Annotated in this window: 14 protein-coding genes; 7 read left to right on the forward strand and 7 right to left on the reverse strand. The window is 50.6% G+C overall.

The window, feature by feature from the left end:
- Positions 1-1628 precede the first annotated feature (1628 nt).
- The 4 genes from HPY52_14385 to HPY52_14400 form a co-directional block, all read right to left on the reverse strand.
- The gene (locus HPY52_14385) at positions 1629-2090 is read right to left on the reverse strand and encodes a type II toxin-antitoxin system HicB family antitoxin (GenBank protein NPV81429.1); all 462 of its coding nucleotides are present in this window, start codon (positions 2088-2090) and stop codon (positions 1629-1631) included.
- Between the two features lie 17 nt (positions 2091-2107).
- Entirely contained in the window at positions 2108-2314 is a 207-nt protein-coding gene (locus HPY52_14390; GenBank protein ID NPV81430.1) for a type II toxin-antitoxin system HicA family toxin, read from the reverse strand.
- A gap of 377 nt (positions 2315-2691) precedes the next feature.
- Entirely contained in the window at positions 2692-3702 is a 1011-nt protein-coding gene (locus HPY52_14395) for an asparagine synthase (protein NPV81431.1), read from the reverse strand.
- Between the two features lie 90 nt (positions 3703-3792).
- Entirely contained in the window at positions 3793-4299 is a 507-nt protein-coding gene (locus HPY52_14400; GenBank protein NPV81432.1) for a nitroreductase, read from the reverse strand.
- Between the two features lie 660 nt (positions 4300-4959).
- Here HPY52_14400 and HPY52_14405 point away from each other — a divergent pair.
- Positions 4960-5259 (forward strand): CopG family transcriptional regulator, encoded by a 300-nt coding sequence (locus HPY52_14405; GenBank protein NPV81433.1) that lies wholly within the window; start codon positions 4960-4962, stop codon positions 5257-5259.
- 62 nt (positions 5260-5321) lie between these two features.
- Entirely contained in the window at positions 5322-6182 is an 861-nt protein-coding gene (locus tag HPY52_14410) for a site-specific DNA-methyltransferase (GenBank protein NPV81434.1), read from the forward strand.
- A 2-nt stretch (positions 6183-6184) separates the two neighbouring features.
- Here HPY52_14410 and mntR read toward each other — a convergent pair whose 3' ends face one another.
- The 3 genes from mntR to HPY52_14425 are packed head-to-tail and all read right to left on the reverse strand — an operon-like array spanning position 6185 to position 9044.
- Positions 6185-6658: a transcriptional regulator MntR gene (mntR, locus tag HPY52_14415; protein NPV81435.1), complete on the reverse strand. Its 474-nt coding sequence runs from the start codon at positions 6656-6658 to the stop codon at positions 6185-6187.
- A 27-nt stretch (positions 6659-6685) separates the two neighbouring features.
- Positions 6686-8773 (reverse strand): ferrous iron transport protein B, encoded by a 2088-nt coding sequence (gene feoB, locus HPY52_14420; protein NPV81436.1) that lies wholly within the window; start codon positions 8771-8773, stop codon positions 6686-6688.
- Positions 8774-8780: 7 nt separating this feature from the next.
- Positions 8781-9044, reverse strand: a complete 264-nt coding sequence (locus HPY52_14425; protein NPV81437.1) for a ferrous iron transport protein A — start codon at positions 9042-9044, stop codon at positions 8781-8783.
- 508 nt (positions 9045-9552) lie between these two features.
- On the opposite strand from HPY52_14425, the gene HPY52_14430 reads away from it, so the two are divergent.
- The 5 genes from HPY52_14430 (at position 9553) to HPY52_14450 (ending at position 15810) form a co-directional block, all read left to right on the forward strand.
- Entirely contained in the window at positions 9553-10488 is a 936-nt protein-coding gene (locus HPY52_14430; GenBank protein NPV81438.1) for a gamma-glutamyl-gamma-aminobutyrate hydrolase family protein, read from the forward strand.
- A gap of 35 nt (positions 10489-10523) precedes the next feature.
- Complete coding sequence (locus tag HPY52_14435) at positions 10524-10754, forward strand: metal-sensitive transcriptional regulator (GenBank protein ID NPV81439.1); 231 nt, start codon at positions 10524-10526, stop codon at positions 10752-10754.
- Positions 10755-10878: 124 nt separating this feature from the next.
- Entirely contained in the window at positions 10879-11940 is a 1062-nt protein-coding gene (locus tag HPY52_14440) for a 3-isopropylmalate dehydrogenase (GenBank protein ID NPV81440.1), read from the forward strand.
- 236 nt (positions 11941-12176) lie between these two features.
- Positions 12177-14042 (forward strand): ABC transporter ATP-binding protein, encoded by a 1866-nt coding sequence (locus tag HPY52_14445; GenBank protein NPV81441.1) that lies wholly within the window; start codon positions 12177-12179, stop codon positions 14040-14042.
- Complete coding sequence (locus HPY52_14450; protein ID NPV81442.1) at positions 14023-15810, forward strand: ABC transporter ATP-binding protein; 1788 nt, start codon at positions 14023-14025, stop codon at positions 15808-15810. The genes HPY52_14445 and HPY52_14450 overlap by 20 nt, the downstream gene beginning before the upstream one ends.
- Positions 15811-15825: the final 15 nt, after the last annotated feature.

Raw genomic sequence — 15825 nt, forward strand, 5'->3', positions numbered from 1 at the left:
CTCCCCATTCTGGGGGTTTGTATGATACAATTTCATTGGCGGCTCCCTCCTTTTGTTGTCTACCTCTGTTTTACCACAGAGGGCCGGGAGTCGCCAGTTCAATTTCTACAAAATTCGGGACATCCTCGCTTCAATGGCTACACATGGTGTTTTCCAGTCATTCGTTATGGTATCTGCACAAACACTACTGCAGACTGAAACGGATAAGAGTTATCTTGGACGAGTGGCAGCCGTGTCCCAGTCTTCTTACACACTAGTTGCAATGATGTCTGTTCCAGTTTCCGCTATGCTCTTGGAAAGTATCGGCCCAAGTAAGACACTCCTTCTTCAGGCAGTGGTTGTGCTGATAGCTGGGGTTTTCGCAAGAATAACACTTCCGCGGTGCTCAGGATATATGAGCGCAGTCGGCTGAATCGGCCTGATGATCGCTTAGACACCGGAAGATGGAATGGCTGTATGGCTCCAGAATTATGGGCGACTCTCCGATAGGGCCCATTCGGCCGCGGCCTCTCGCTACAACGGGCAGAGAACCAATGGCTGGGGTTCTGGCCCTGTGTTCCTGGGCTCGGCTTGCAGTTTTCACTTTTCCGGGAGGGAGGGGCGAGTCAGGGGTAAAGCCTATGGCGAGCTACGTAACCTTTGACTCGGTCCAAGCGGAGGTTAAGACGGGTCATCAATCCAAGGCTAGGTGGATACTATATGAATCCCGGCATTCGATTAGGAGAAGGTAGTCAGGATGATTAGAAGTTATCTCTACTCTCACAACATGGATTACCATTCATGTTTGAGGTTTACATATATTTCTTCAATGACCGGTAGATGATCTATCGTGGTGGGGATGAAAGGGAAGTAAGAGACTTGAAGGATATTAGGGCGTAGAGGTGGCTGGCGCTGTAATGGTGGTGAAGGAATAAGACATACGGATGTGGTAATGTACGGTAAATGGACACGGATGTGATAGCTATGGGTCGCCCCGTATTCTACCGCCAGCGCATCCGTAGTCAGGTGTCAATTCCGGTAAAAACGTCAGCGGGAATACCGGAATAACTGGCGATAATGGAGAAAAAATAGCCCCGGCTTAGACCGGAGCCAATAGCGTCCGTATGATGACGCAGGAAGTAGAAAGGGCCAAGGGGGAGGAAGGCCTCTTCCCTGGCGATTGTTTCCATTTTCATGCTCAGTCGAAAGGCCGGGCCTGTCAAATAAGCATGATTGAGCGCTCGCTTTTTCAGAAGAGAATAGAAACGAGCGTTTGATTGGATTTTAGTGATGCGCCCTCATATATGCCGCCCGGCTGAATCTGTCTCCAGCATATAGCGCATCTCTCCCGGCCAACTTGCATAGCGTTAGATACGGCCCGCCTCTAAACCCACTCTCCAGCGGTATATCTGCGCACTGTGCAGGAAGATGCCAGCCTCTGAAATTCAAGATGCCGTTTGGACAAGGGTGGGAAAGGTCGGCTCAGGCATAGTGGTCCTGACAGTGTGACCAATCTGGTCCATGAACTGCTTTACCTACATTTCGCATTTAAAAGGGCCGTTTGTTGTTTTCTGGTCCATGATTCGATCGGTTTTGGCATCGCGCTTGGCGCAGTTGCCATGTGGGTCCGGTTATCGACGGAGCTGCTCCTACGTCCTTTCCCTGTATTCTCGGCCATTGGTGTCACCTCTTGCGGAGTCGGGGTAATCGCGAACACCGAGGTAATCTTTCAGTGCTGTCTGAAGAACACGGGAAAAATTGACCTTCTGCCGTTCCGCTAAATCATTGAGCCATTTCGGCAAGGTCAGGGTTTTCTTTATCGCCTTGTTTGCCATCTCGTCTCTGACAAGGGGCATCCAGGCTTCAATGAATGCTATGAAGGCGCCTTTGGGAACATCAATTCTCTCCGGGGAAGTCGGCTCAGGTATGGGGTCACCGTCCTCTTCCATCCCGTATAGATGAAGTTCGAGCGCTTCCTTGGCCATTCGGAGGGCTTCCTCCAAAGTGTCACCTTCGGTGATGCAGCCGGGCAGATCGGGGAAGGTTACCGTATAGCCTTTCTCCTTCTTCTCCCCCGGCTCGAAAACGGCCGGGAATATATATCGGTCCATGTGCCTAGCCTCCTTTGTCAACAGAGTGCGTCTTCATTGAGACCAGCTTGTCTGAAGATGGTCCTTACCGTCCTGGGGTCCAGGTCTTTCTTGGGATGGGGAACCGTTACCTTGCCTGGTTTGGTAGGATGAATCAATTGCACGTGTGAGCCTCTCTGGTTCTTCTCCACCCAACCGTCTTTACGCAATATCTGGAGGATTTCTCTTGATGAATAGCTTTTCACAGACGGTTCCCTTCCTTTGCAGTTTGATTATAATACGTATTCAATATACGTGTCAAGTCCTTTTCAATATACATATTCAAGCGTGGCAAAGAAGCTCTCCGCAACCGCGTTATCCAAGGCGTCACCGACCGTGCCCATGGGTCCTCGGAGCCCCGTAAGTACCCCGGCTATCCTCGTAAATCGGTATGATGTGTTCTATAAGTTCAGCGTCTTGCCATACACACGACACGACGGCCCCCTGGTACGCCACACGTAGTAGCCGCTAGTAGCGAGGCATGGAGCCCTCGTATCTTGACGCCCCGAGAGTCCGCACCTCCGGGGCCACCTTTGCCCCTGGCTAGTATACTTGAGTACGGGCTTTCGTGAGTTCTCAATTTTTAATGAATCACTACATGGTATTCTCGCAGCCAAATGTCTATTTGAATCAGATAAGCGAAAAGTTGGGCACCCCCCATGAGCTGGCCGAACCAGGTTGGACCGAATGTTGATGCATCTGACCAGGCGATAGTGCGGACAACATCTACATTGATCAACTGGAGCAAGGGTGAGGTAGGGTCGTTTAAGATGTCCAGGAGCTGGTTGCGGACGGCCGCCAAATAGGTAGGGTTATGTGTCTTTGGGTACGGGCTTTTGCGCCGTTTCAGCACGTCATCGGGTAACACGCCTAAGAGTGCCCGGCGTAGGATCCCTTTTGCCTGTTGACCACAATTCTTCATTGACCATGGGATGTTCCATGTATACTCGACTAGACGGTGGTCGCAGTAAGGTACCCGGACTTCAAGGCCAACAGCCATACTCATACGATCCTTGCGGTCGAGGAGTGTAGGCATGAAGCGAGTAATATTCAGGTATACCATCTCTCGCATGCGGGCTTCTTGGGGATCCTCGTCAGGAAGGCGGGGTACCTCTGCAAGGGCCTCCCTATAGCGTTGTGTCACGTATTCCTCCGGCTCGATCCACTCAATCAACTCGGGTGAGAGAAGACGGACTCGTTCTCTCGTCATTCGCGCCCAAGGGAAGGTATCGGCAACTAGAGCCTCCTGATTATGAAACCATGGATAACCTCCGAAGATCTCATCGGCGCACTCGCCTGATAGGGCAACGGTGGTCTCCTTCTTGATCTCACGGGAGAATAGATAAAGGGAGGCATCCACATCTGCCATCCCGGGCAGGTCTCGGGCACGGACAGCAGCTGTCAGGGCCTCTATCAACTCAGGTGTATCGATCATAATAGTGTGATGCTGTGTTCCAAGGAAACTCGAGACACGCCCGACCCATGGGGAATCAGAGTTTTGGCTGGAATGCATGAGGAGTTGGCTGCCGGTCATCGTCCATCGGCACCATCCGATAAAAGCCACGCTAGAGATCCAGTAGTCGATCTTTCGCATGAAACCCGGCCCACTGCAGTCGATAAGGGCCGGGTTTCGTATATGGGTTTGAGTCCGGTTCAGAGGCTTGATATGACGCTCGACATAGACTCACATGGCCCTTCCGAATTGGTCAAGGAAGAAGATCTCGCCTCTATTCTTACGAGGTCGGGCTTGCGGTGTCTCAGCGGGTCTGCCTATGGGCGTCAGCGCGATCACCCTCATTTCAGCCGGTATGCCCAGGACCTCTTTCACTTTATCCTCATTGAATGCGCCAATCCAGCATGTTCCATAACCAAGGGAACTAGCTACAATGACCATGGTTTGCATGGCTATTGCCACATCAACTGGATACCATTTTTGGCTTTCCGCCGGCACCCCGATCCCTGCTAATATAGCCCCGGCATCTGCCAGCCAGGTCTGGCCGTTGCATGCATTGGCAACTTCCTTCCTCTTCTCAGGATCCCTGACTATCACGAATCGCCAAGGTTGGCGATTTGCCGCTGAAGGAGCCATCCTGCCGGCCTCTATGATCTTCGCGAGGTCTTCATCCGATATGTCTTCAGGCCGGAATCTACGTACACTGCGCCTGGCCATGACAGCAGAATACACATCCATAATGGTAATCCTCTCCTTTCTCCCTATCTTAGTTATATCCTATAAAAATATTTCTATAAAGGAGCGCCATTCTCCTGTGCCAGGACGACGGGGCGCGCCTAAGGAATTAGGCGTTTGCGAGATACAGAGTAGGATTATAGATACGCAAGCTCGAACTCAAAAATCGCGCCTAATGTGCAGGGTATATACAAGAGGCTTGCCTATGATGCGACTGGACTTTACTGCGACTCTGGAGTTGGCTATCGATATCATGTCAGACAATGCCGCGGGAGCGCTTCAACAGGGCCTTAAGCCAAAGGAGCGGAGAATCGGGTAACAGTTGATCTTTAGTGAGCAAAGTATGATAAAATCATAAGCAACAATATCTCTACCTTGAGAATAGCTGAGCGCTATTTTCATTTTTCGTTGGTGCCGCTCCCGCGGCATGGACGACTACCTGAAAATAGCGGTGCCCGCTTCGGGGGTTTTTTCCCTCTGATGGCACTGCCGCAGCAGCATGAGGGTCTACTGTGAAGATGGCGGCGTCCATTTCGGGGATTTTCGTCCCCTATCTGATTTCATTACAGGACCGCTCTGATGATGACGCCGCAGCAGCATAAGGGTTTGTCCCAGCAGGGTTACAGAGATCCATCACATTTTCGGGCTGTATGAATGGGGTGAATGCGTATTTGCACGACTAATGACAAGGAGCGTCGTCTAGGAGTGATCGGTATAGTCATAGAGGACAGAGAGAAGTCCGCCGCGCAAGTAAATGCACTCCTTTCGCAATATGGTGATATCATCGTCGGGCGGATGGGCATACCATATCGAGCGGAAGGGGTATCGGTGATCAGCCTGATCGTGGATGGAACCACGGATGAAGTTGGAGCGTTGACTGGTCGCCTTGGCTCTCTGCCGGGCGTTTATGTGAAGAGCGCCCTTACGGCGAAGAGGCTGCCTGAGAAGATGGACAGGCTATGAACTAATATGGAGAAGAGGGATTTACGGTGATGAATGGGCATTCTCCAGATCATCTTGTCGTCATGAGATTATCTGCTAGCACAACTTTATCCTTCTTTATGGAGGATTGCATAAGTGGCATGGTACGGCGCCTTGAACCAGGCCAGGTTGATGTCGTAGTCACATCGCCTCCATACAATCTCGGCATAGATTACAATACTTACGATGATACCTTAAGCCGCGAGGAATATCTCAAATGGACGGAGAAATGGGCTCTTGCGGTAAAGAACGTTCTATCGGATCAGGGCTCATTTTTTCTGAATATAGGCTCTAAGCCCTCTGATCCATGGGTGCCGTTTGAAGTAGCGGCTACCCTGCGGCCAATATTCCACCTTCAAAATGTCATCCATTGGGTCAAATCCATAGCTATTGAAAAACGGGATGTAGGGGATTATCCGGGAATTCTTCAGGATGTGGCTGTAGGACACTACAAGCCAATTAACAGCCAGCGATTTATTAATGACTGTCATGAATACATATTCCATTTCACAAAGCGCGGGGATGTATCACTGGATCGCCTGGCCATAGGGGTGCCATATCAAGACAAGACCAATATCGGAAGATGGGATTCAGTAAAGCAAGACTTGCGATGCAGAGGCAATGTATGGTTTATTCCGTACAACACGATTCGCAGCAGGAAAACGGAGAGGCCTCATCCTGCTACCTTCCCTCCGAAGCTTCCGGAGATGTGCATCAAGCTCCATGGTCTCGATAAGTGCCGACTTGTCATGGACCCTTTCATGGGGCTCGGAAATACGGCTCTAGCTTGTCTTTCATTGGGAAAGAGCTTCATTGGTTTTGAGTTAGATCCGGAATACTTCAGTATCGCAGTCGAAAATGTGCAGAAAAAGACAAATGAGCTCAGGCTTCCCATGTTTGAATGAGTTCAATCTGTGCTATGCTGGAAGAGCCAGGCCCTTAGCTCACCTAATTTTTCCCCCTCGGGGTACGTTCCATCTATGCGGGTTTTTCTTAGAGCCTCAATGTAACTTGGGTTCGAACGAAAGAAGGCGATGAGATCTCTAAATAGGCACATTGTCACAGGCGTGACATAATGCTCGATGCCCTCAACCTGCCCAGCTACGGTGTCAGGGGGCATCAATAGCGACAGAAACTGTTTGAGCGTTTCGTCCCGCCATACAAGGAAATTCCCAATGGCAAGACCTCTTTCAGAGAGGGAGATGTTGCGATACTTTTCATAGGTTATCATCCCTTGCTCATCCAGCCTCTGCACCATCCTGGTCACGGAGGACGGCTGGACATTCAGGGCCTCAGCCAGATCGACAGGCCTCACATAACCTTTCTCCTGAAAGATTCGATATATCATCTCCAGATAGTCTTCCATGCTTTCTGTCAGCATCATTTGAACACCTCCTTCCCCGTAACCTTACCCAAACCACCTGGCCGCCTGCGCTATTGCGGAGCACAATATGATTCCGATACCTGTCGGTATGATGGCGGATAGCAAGGTCCATCTGAGGCTTCCCGTTTCCTTATAGATCGTAGACAATGTCGTACCACAAGGATAGTGAAACAAGGAGAATAACATCATATTCATGGCGGTGACCCAGGTCCAGCCATTTGCCGACAGGATGTTTCTAAGAGAATTCAGGTCCCCGGCTTCCACCATCATGTTATTAGATAGATATCCCATCAACATGATGGGAATGACAGTTTCATTGGCAGGCAGACCTAGCAGAAAAGCTGCCAATATGAATCCGTCGAGCCCCATTATATGACCCAAAGGATCCAGACGTGTGGCAAGATGAGCCAGGAGACTTGCCCCGCCGATCTGAATATTCGCCATAAGCCAACTTATAGCCCCGGCTGGGGCGGCTATTGTGACCGCCCGCCATAGTACAAATAATGTTCTATCGAAGACAGACCGTACAATTATCTTGCCTATCTGGGGCTTTCTAAAGGGAGGAAGCTCAAGCGTAAAGAAAGATGGGACTCCTCTGAGGACGGTTTTTGATAACCCCCAGGAGACGACAAATGTCACTCCAGTCCCGATCAGGATAGCCGCTATTACTATCAAGGCCGCCAGAGATATTCTATCATGTGAAACGAGGCCATTTGCAGCAACGAGACTGGCCATAGTGATCAATGTTGGAAACCGGCCATTGCATGGCACGAAATTGTTGGTGAGGATGGCAATCAGCCTCTCCCGGGGTGAGTCAATGATTCGACAGGCCATCACTCCAACAGCATTACACCCAAAGCCCATGCTCATGGTCAGAGCCTGCTTCCCATGGGCGCCTGCGCGCTTGAAGAAATTGTCCAAATTGAAGGCTATGCGCGGTAGATAACCCAGATCTTCAAGGATAGTAAAGAGCGGGAAGAATATCGCCATGGGTGGCAGCATGACCGACACCACCCATGATACGGTCCTGTAGACTCCCAGGAGAAGGATTTCATGAAGCCATTTTGGGATGGTTGAATATCTGGCTAGATCGACCAGCCTGTCCTGAAGCGAGAAAAGAATGCCAGACAGGAGGCGCGATGGGTAATTCGCTCCACTCACAGTAATCCATAATAGCAGCCCGAAGAGGGCCAGCATTGCCGGAAAGCCTACAACCTTTGACGTGAGGAGGTCATCGAGGACCTCCTCCAGGCCCTTTTTCCTTCCTTTTCTCAGAGTTACAGCCCGGCTTGCTATGTATTCTGCCCGCCCATATATCGTTGATACTATCCGGTCCCTGATGCTCTTTGAATAGTCATCGCTGAGGCACCTGACGGATTCGACGATCCTGTCAAATTCCTTTACCTTGCAAGTATCCCCGAGATGACATCTGATGTTTTCAATAAGACCTAAATCTCCATCGAGAAGGCGAAGGGCGACCCAGCGGGGGGTGATCCTACCCGGCGATAGAGCGGAAAGGTTCCTCTCCAGATCATTGAGTATAGATTCAAGGCCTTCGTCATATATGATAGGCTGGGGAGATGGCGAGATTTCACCATCAATGATGTTGTTTACCACATCCTTAAGCTGGGTAAGCCCCTTTCCAGAACGGGCGATGGTGCCAACGACAGGCGCTCCCAGGTCCTGCGACAATTGGGCTAGATCTATTTTGATGCCTTTACGTTGAGCTTCATCAACGAGGTTGACACAAACTACAACATTAGGCGTCGCCTCGATTACTTGAAGGACCAAATTGAGATTCCGTTCAATACATGTGGCATCGACTACCACGATCACCACTGCGGGATTTGAAAAGCAGAGGAAGTCCCTGGCTATCTCTTCTTCCTGGGAATTGGAGAGCAAGGAATATGTACCTGGGAGATCAACGAGAGTTATTCTTTTCTGCCGATGTATATAGTGGCCTGTACTCAAGGCCACTGTCTTGCCCGGCCAATTGCCTGTGTGCTGGTGCAGCCCGGTTAGAGCATTGAATATAGTGCTTTTCCCGGTGTTAGGGTTGCCCGCTAGAGCCACCAGGGCTCTATTGTTTCCAGAAGGTCCCATATGCAGCATCTCCCTATCAGGATATGGGCTTTATATATATGTCGCGAATGTCATCTCTGCGGAGCGCGATCGTAGCCCCTCGAATGCTGAAGGCAACAGGGTCGTTTACAGGGCTCTTTCGGACCGCCTCGATCTTAGTGCCAGGGACTAACCCTAAGTCCAGCAGGCGACGCCGAACAGCTCCTGTTACCCCTACGGAGATCACTTCCCCCCGCAGGCCAATGGGGAGATCGCTCAGCGGAAGGAGTTTATGTCTGGTTTCACTGCTTTCACTGCGCATTCTCGATTCCTCCTACTTCCACAGCAAAATGTCCTGGAAGGAATAATTCCTGACTCAGGACCAGGACTATTCTCTACTTTGTCGGAGAACAAAGAGTTTGCTGTAAGGCAAGAATTCTGCTAATAGGGTATGATCTACACCGAATGTTTGACACTTCTTCATGATGATAGCCCGGCATTCACATGCCAAGGAACTGGAGTCGTGGAATATGGGATCGAACATGACATTTGCGTAGCCAACATTATGGTCCCATGGCACCTTTCATGAATGCGGAATACAACTGGCTCTTACGGGCCCGGCCCTAAGATTCAAGATGATCACCTATCAATCGGGATCAGGGGAGGAATTTCCGGCATGAGTACCGAAAGAACGGTTATAGATTTTGAGAATATAGTTTGGTTTCTCGGGATGCTGGGACTTGCGATATTCTTCGTCATGACGCCATCTAGCTGATGATGGTATTACCTGACGAAGCCAGACCGCGGCAGATGTTAGGGCGATGGTCGGAATGATAGAAGCCTGGCGGGAACAGACGCCGGTTTTCCAGGGGATGCAGGAAGGGTGTAAGTCAATTGAAATGAGCGACATGTCTTATCATCCACTCATTGGTATCTCCTGTTCTTTTGAACGACGGGACTCGCAAGATCCCGGGAGGGACCGGTTTTTTCTCAATGCCGATTATGGTCGCGCCATCACGGCTGCTGGCGCCATTCCCGTGATCATTCCACATGTGTCGCCGGAAGACAGGGACGGTGATGCTCTGAAGGAGCATGTAGATATGATTCTTCAGCGCTTGGATGGTATTTTGCTTTCCGGAGGGGGAGACATTGATCCAGCCTTCTATGGCGAATCTCGCCATCCGAGGTGCGGCTCCCCTGATAAGATGAGAGATGAACTAGAATTGCTTCTTGCTAGGCGGGCTGTCTCTCTGGATCTGCCCTTGCTGGCTATATGTAGAGGTATACAGGTATTGAATGTAGCTTTTGGTGGTACCCTGTTTCAGGATATACCAGACCAGATTTCGGGGGCAAGCAGGCATGACTTCGCCGGAACCGGATCACGCGAGGATAGAGCCCATAGGGTCAGGGTTATGCCGGGTTCTCTTTTAGGAAAGATCCTGTCATGTATGGAAGAGTCCAAAGATCCCGGAATGTATCTCATGATAGAGGTGAATAGTTTCCACCACCAGGCGGTAAAGCGGCTAGCTCCAGGATTCAATGCAATTGCATTTTCGGAAAAGGATGAGATAATAGAAGCGATCGAAGCCAGAGACAAGCAGTTTTGCCTGGGGGTCCAGTGGCATCCTGAGGCCATGACTAAGTCGAATGAGCCTGCAAGGCGTATCTTTGAGGCCTTCGTGCGGGCCGCCACGGCTTTCGGACGCAACAGACAAAGGAGGAAGGAGAATAGCCGCGGGGCATCCCGCGGAGTTGCTGCATCTTGAAAGACGATGAACTCTGTCGTGATCTTATTTCCAGGATGAAGAAAATCGAGGGGCAGGCCCGGGGCATACAGAAGATGATCGCCGAGGGTCGAACCTGCAGCGATATCATTGTACAACTGAGCGCGATGAAATCAGCCATCGATCAGGTGGCAGTCAGCATCCTTGCCAGGTATATGGCGGACTGTCTGGACAGAGAAAGAGCCCAGGGCAAGGATATCAAAGCTGCGCTGGAGGAATTCCTGCCTGTCTTTCGGAAATTCTCTTGAAGATCGGATGGGTCGCGACTGCGGCTTCAGGGGGATGTCGTGCCGAGGCAGCTGTCCCGCAGGAATTGATCATAGGCAAAATCAGCTAGATTTCGGCTAAAAGGCAAGGAGGTACCTGGTGCATATGAGTGATCGTTCTTACAAAATAGCAGTCATCCCCGGAGATGGGACAGGCCCTGAGGTTATACGAGAGGGACTCAAGGTCCTCGCAGAGGCTGCGCGCAAGTGTGGCTTTTCAATTGAAACCAGGATGTTCGATTTTGGAGGAGAAAGATATCTCAAAACTGGAGAAACCCTTACAAATGCGGATATCGAGGAGCTCAGGCGGTATGATGCCATCTACCTTGGCGCCATCGGACATCCCGACGTCAAGCCGGGCATACTCGAGAGAGGCATTCTATTGAGATTGCGGTTCGAGCTGGACCAGTACATAAACCTCAGGCCAATCAAATTATATCCTGGAGTAGATTCACCCCTTAAGGATAAAGGGCCGGAAGAGATAGATTTTGTTGTGGTGCGTGAGAATACAGAAGGTCTCTATGCGGGGGCCGGCGGTGTGCTCAAGAAGGGCACTCCTGACGAAGTGGCGGTGCAGGAATCCATCAATACTCGCAAGGGCGTGGAGCGGTGTATCCGATACGCCTTCGAATACTGCCGCAAACGAGATAGAAAGAAAACCCTGACCCTCTGCGGCAAGACCAATGTTCTTACTTATGCCTTTGACCTGTGGGAGAGGACGTTCCATGAGGTAGGCGCCGAATACCCGGACATCAAGCGCGAATATGCCCATGTTGATGCCATCTGCATGTGGATGGTGAAAAATCCAGAATGGTTCGATGTGATCGTGACAGATAACATGTTCGGCGACATCATCACTGACCTGGGGGCTATGATCCAGGGCGGCATGGGAATTGCGGCAGGTGGCAATCTAAATCCCGGCGGCATATCCATGTTCGAACCTATAGGAGGGTCAGCGCCTAAATACACCGGCAAGAACGTGATTAACCCCCTTGCTGCCATAAATGCAGGGGCAATGATGTTAGATTGTCTGGGGGAGACAGAGGCGGCTCAGATGATCGATAGATCGATCGCTACAGTTTGCCAGAAGTATCTCAAAAGCCTTTCTGCAGGCAAAATGGGATACTCTACGACAGAGGTCGGAGACCTTGTTGTGGCGAATCTATAATAGAATCCTATACCGACCTCGATGGCTGTTACAGAGTACAGGATTTGAGACTCGATTGGACCGGTATGTAATGAAGCAGGGGGTTGATAAAGCGATCTCGGTGGAGAAAAGAGGGATATAAGACAGGTAAATGGCCGGACCGGCTGCAATTTCAGCGTCAAAAGCCTCATAAATCTGACTTGCCTGCCCCATAGGCGGGGCGTATAATCATTCCATAGCTGGATGCATTTTCACTTTTGGGTACAGCTGACGCGCAGACCTGGCGCATACCGGGATGGCAAGGTGACGCTATTTTGCAGCCGGTTACTTTACGGCTTTTGAGATATCTCCGGCCGTACCGTCTTAGAATGCTCCTGGTGCTCACATCTCTTTTCGCTTCGATTGGGGTCGGGATGATAGGTCCATGGCTCACAAAGCAGCTCATTGACCGGATCATCGTGCAGGGCAATCATTCCTTGCTTATTCCACTTGTTTTCAGCCTCCTAGGTGTCACAATTCTCCGGGGTGTTTTCAATTACCTCACATGGTATGGCAGGGAAAAGATAGGCCAGCTTGTGGTCTTTGATCTCCGAGAAGAACTTTACCGCCACCTTCACAGGCTTTCGTTTTCTTACTATGATAAAGCGCGAACCGGCCAGCTGATGTCCCGTTTGACGGGGGATGTCGACCAGACCAGGGTTCTCCTGTCCACAGGGTTCACGGACTTGGCAAATAGCGTGGTTACATTCTGCGGGGTATTCGTCATGCTCTTGAGCCTTGACTGGCGTCTCACTCTCGTTTCACTTGCCGCAACTCCGCTTCTTTTATGGGAGGTAATGAAGGTCCATAAGAGACTATTTCCTGCGTGGCTGGCCTTCCATCAGCGGATGGCTGCCCTTACGACGGTATTGCAGGAGAACATCACGGGAGTCAGGGCAGTAAAGGCATTCGCCCGGGAGAACTACGAAATAGAGAAATTCGAGCATGAAAACCGCTCTGTGATGGAACAGCAGCTTGGCCTATCGCGGATATGGCGGACATCATTCCCCTTCATGGATTTTCTCTCAGGATTGAGCTGGACTCTCCTCATCTGGTACGGAGGAAGGGAGGTCATCCTCGGGAGAATCACTCTGGGAACGCTTGTCGCTTTCAATGGTTACTTGTGGAGCCTAATATGGCCTATCAGGCATCTGGGCTGGTTGGTGAATGTATTGGGTCAGGCCCAGACTGCTGCAAAGCGTATTTTCGAAATACTTGATTCCCCGCCGGCGGTAGAAAGCAGGAAAGATGCAATTGTCCTTCGAGATATGAAGGGGCATGTGAGATTTGAGAATGTCTCCTTCAGCTATGGCGATGGCCCTCCGATTTTGAAGAACATAAACCTGGAGGTAAAGCCAGGAGAGACAGTTGCTATATTGGGCGAGACGGGGTCCGGCAAGACCTCTCTCATCAGTCTCATACCAAGGTTTTATGATGTAACCGCAGGCCGGGTGACTGTGGACGGCCATGATGTTAGGGATCTCGATCTCAAGAGTCTAAGGAGAAATATAGGCATCGCTTTGCAGGAGACTTTCCTGTTTTCTGCCAGCATAAGGGATAATATCGCTTATGGAAAGCCTGACGCCTCTGATGAGGAGATCATACGAGCCAGCAAGATCGCGCAGGCCCATGATTTCATCATGCAGCTTCCTGAAGGATATGACACTGTTGTGGGCGAACGGGGTGTGGGGCTTTCTGGTGGCCAGAAACAGCGCGTCGCCATCGCAAGGGCTATACTAACAGATCCTGCCATTCTTCTGCTGGACGATTCTACTTCGAGCGTGGATATGGAAACCGAACGTCATATTGAAGAGGCTCTCAAGGAAGTCATGAAGGGTCGCACTACCTTTGTAATTGCCCATCGGCTCTCGACCATCATGAATGCCGATCATATTATAGTGCTCAAGGACGGAGAAATCGTCGAGGAAGGTACGCATGAGGAATTGCTCCGCGCCAATGGCGTTTATGCGGAGATATATCAGATCCAGTTCAAGGACCAGATGAAAGGACTGGATATTGAGAGTCTAGTTTTCGGGGATAGATCATGCCGAGCGGAGGGTGTATATGCCACGTCAAATAGATGAGGAAGATGAGGCGTATCAACGCCCATTCGATCAAAAGCAATTTATTCGCCTTCTTCGCTATTTGATCCCGCACAGGATCAGGGTAGCGTATGTCATCGTCCTTGTTATAGTGGCAGGATTTGTAAACCAGGCGACACCATACTTGATGAAGATTGGAATAGACACGTATATAAAGTCAATGGATCTGAGAGGCCTCAATCTATTGGCAGGACTTCTCTTGGCATGCAATGTCACCGGTTGGATTGCCGCTTATCTCAGGACCTATCTCATGGCCTATATAGGTCAGAATGTGTTATATACTATGCGGCAAGAACTCTTCACGCACATACAATGGCTTTCATTCAGGTTCTATGATTCGCGGCCCGCTGGCAAGATCATAGCTCGCATCACAGGCGATGTGGGAACTCTAAATGACCTTATCACAAATGGCATCATAAATATCGTGGCTGATTCCGTAAACCTCGTCATAATAGTGATTGCGCTCCTTTCAATGCATGTCAAGCTGGCTCTTCTCTCCTTCTGTATCCTGCCATTTATGGCTATATGGGCTCTTCGCCTGAGGCCCAGGATCCGGCTCCTTTGGAGGATGGTGCGCGCCAGGATTTCGGCCATAAATGCGAATCTCAACGAGAGTATCCTGGGCATGAAGGTGACTCAGGCGTTTGTCAGAGAAGACCGCAATCTTGAGAACTTCAGAGACCTGCTCAAGAAGAACCTTGATACCTGGATGAAAGCAATATCCCTTAACGTAATTTTCGGTCCCGTGGTCGAGGTCATCGGCACCATTGGAACATGTGTCGTGATCTGGTATGGGGTAAGGGAAATAGCAAGCGGGCGAATGACGGTGGGCATGATAATGGCATTCTTGAGTTACCTTGGAAGGTTCTGGGCGCCCGTTAGCACTCTCACTAACTTCTATGGTCAGGTACAGGCAGCAATGGCGTCATCAGAAAGGGTTTTTGAATTTCTGGATACCCGACCCGAGATAGAGGAGAAACCGGGCGCCGTTGCGCTCCCGCCAATCAAGGGGGCTGTCAATTTCGAGCATGTATCATTTGGCTACGAGCCGGGCCAGGTGGTATTAAAGGATTTTTCTCTTTCTGTGAGACCCGGCGAGACCATCGCCCTAGTAGGACCCACAGGGGCAGGCAAGACTTCCATAGTCAACCTTCTTAATCGCTTCTATGATCCAACTGAGGGGCGCATCACCATCGACGGGTATGATATTCGTGATGTCACTCTAAAATCCCTGAGAAGTCAGATCGGCATCGTGCTGCAGGACACGGTCCTCTTCTCTGGGAGCATCGAGGACAATATCCGCTATGGCAAGCTAGATGCTTCGATGGAGGAGATAGAAGAGGCAGCGCGCATCGCCAATATTCATGATTTCATAATGCAGCTTCCTCAGGGATATAAGACAGAGATCGAAGAACGGGGTTCCAAACTGTCAGTTGGTCAGAGACAGCTCCTTTCTCTGGCCAGGGCGGTGTTGGCAAATCCCAGGATACTTATCTTAGATGAGGCAACATCCAATATAGACGCGCGCACTGAGATGCTGCTGCAGGAGGCCATCGAGCGTGTTTTAAAAGGTAGGACCTCTTTTGTGATCGCTCACCGGCTCTCCACGATACGGAACGCGAACCGGATCGTGGTGATTGAAAATGGCCGGATCGCTCAGATGGGAACCCATGAGGAACTCATAAATACCCCCGGCATATATCGGGATCTATCTCTCTCCCAGGTTCGCGAGCAATCTCTGGCGGTTTAGGGTTGCCCCGGGTGG

Source organism: Bacillota bacterium, from assembly GCA_013178415.1.
Taxonomy (GTDB): Bacteria; Bacillota; SHA-98; order Ch115; family Ch115; genus Ch115.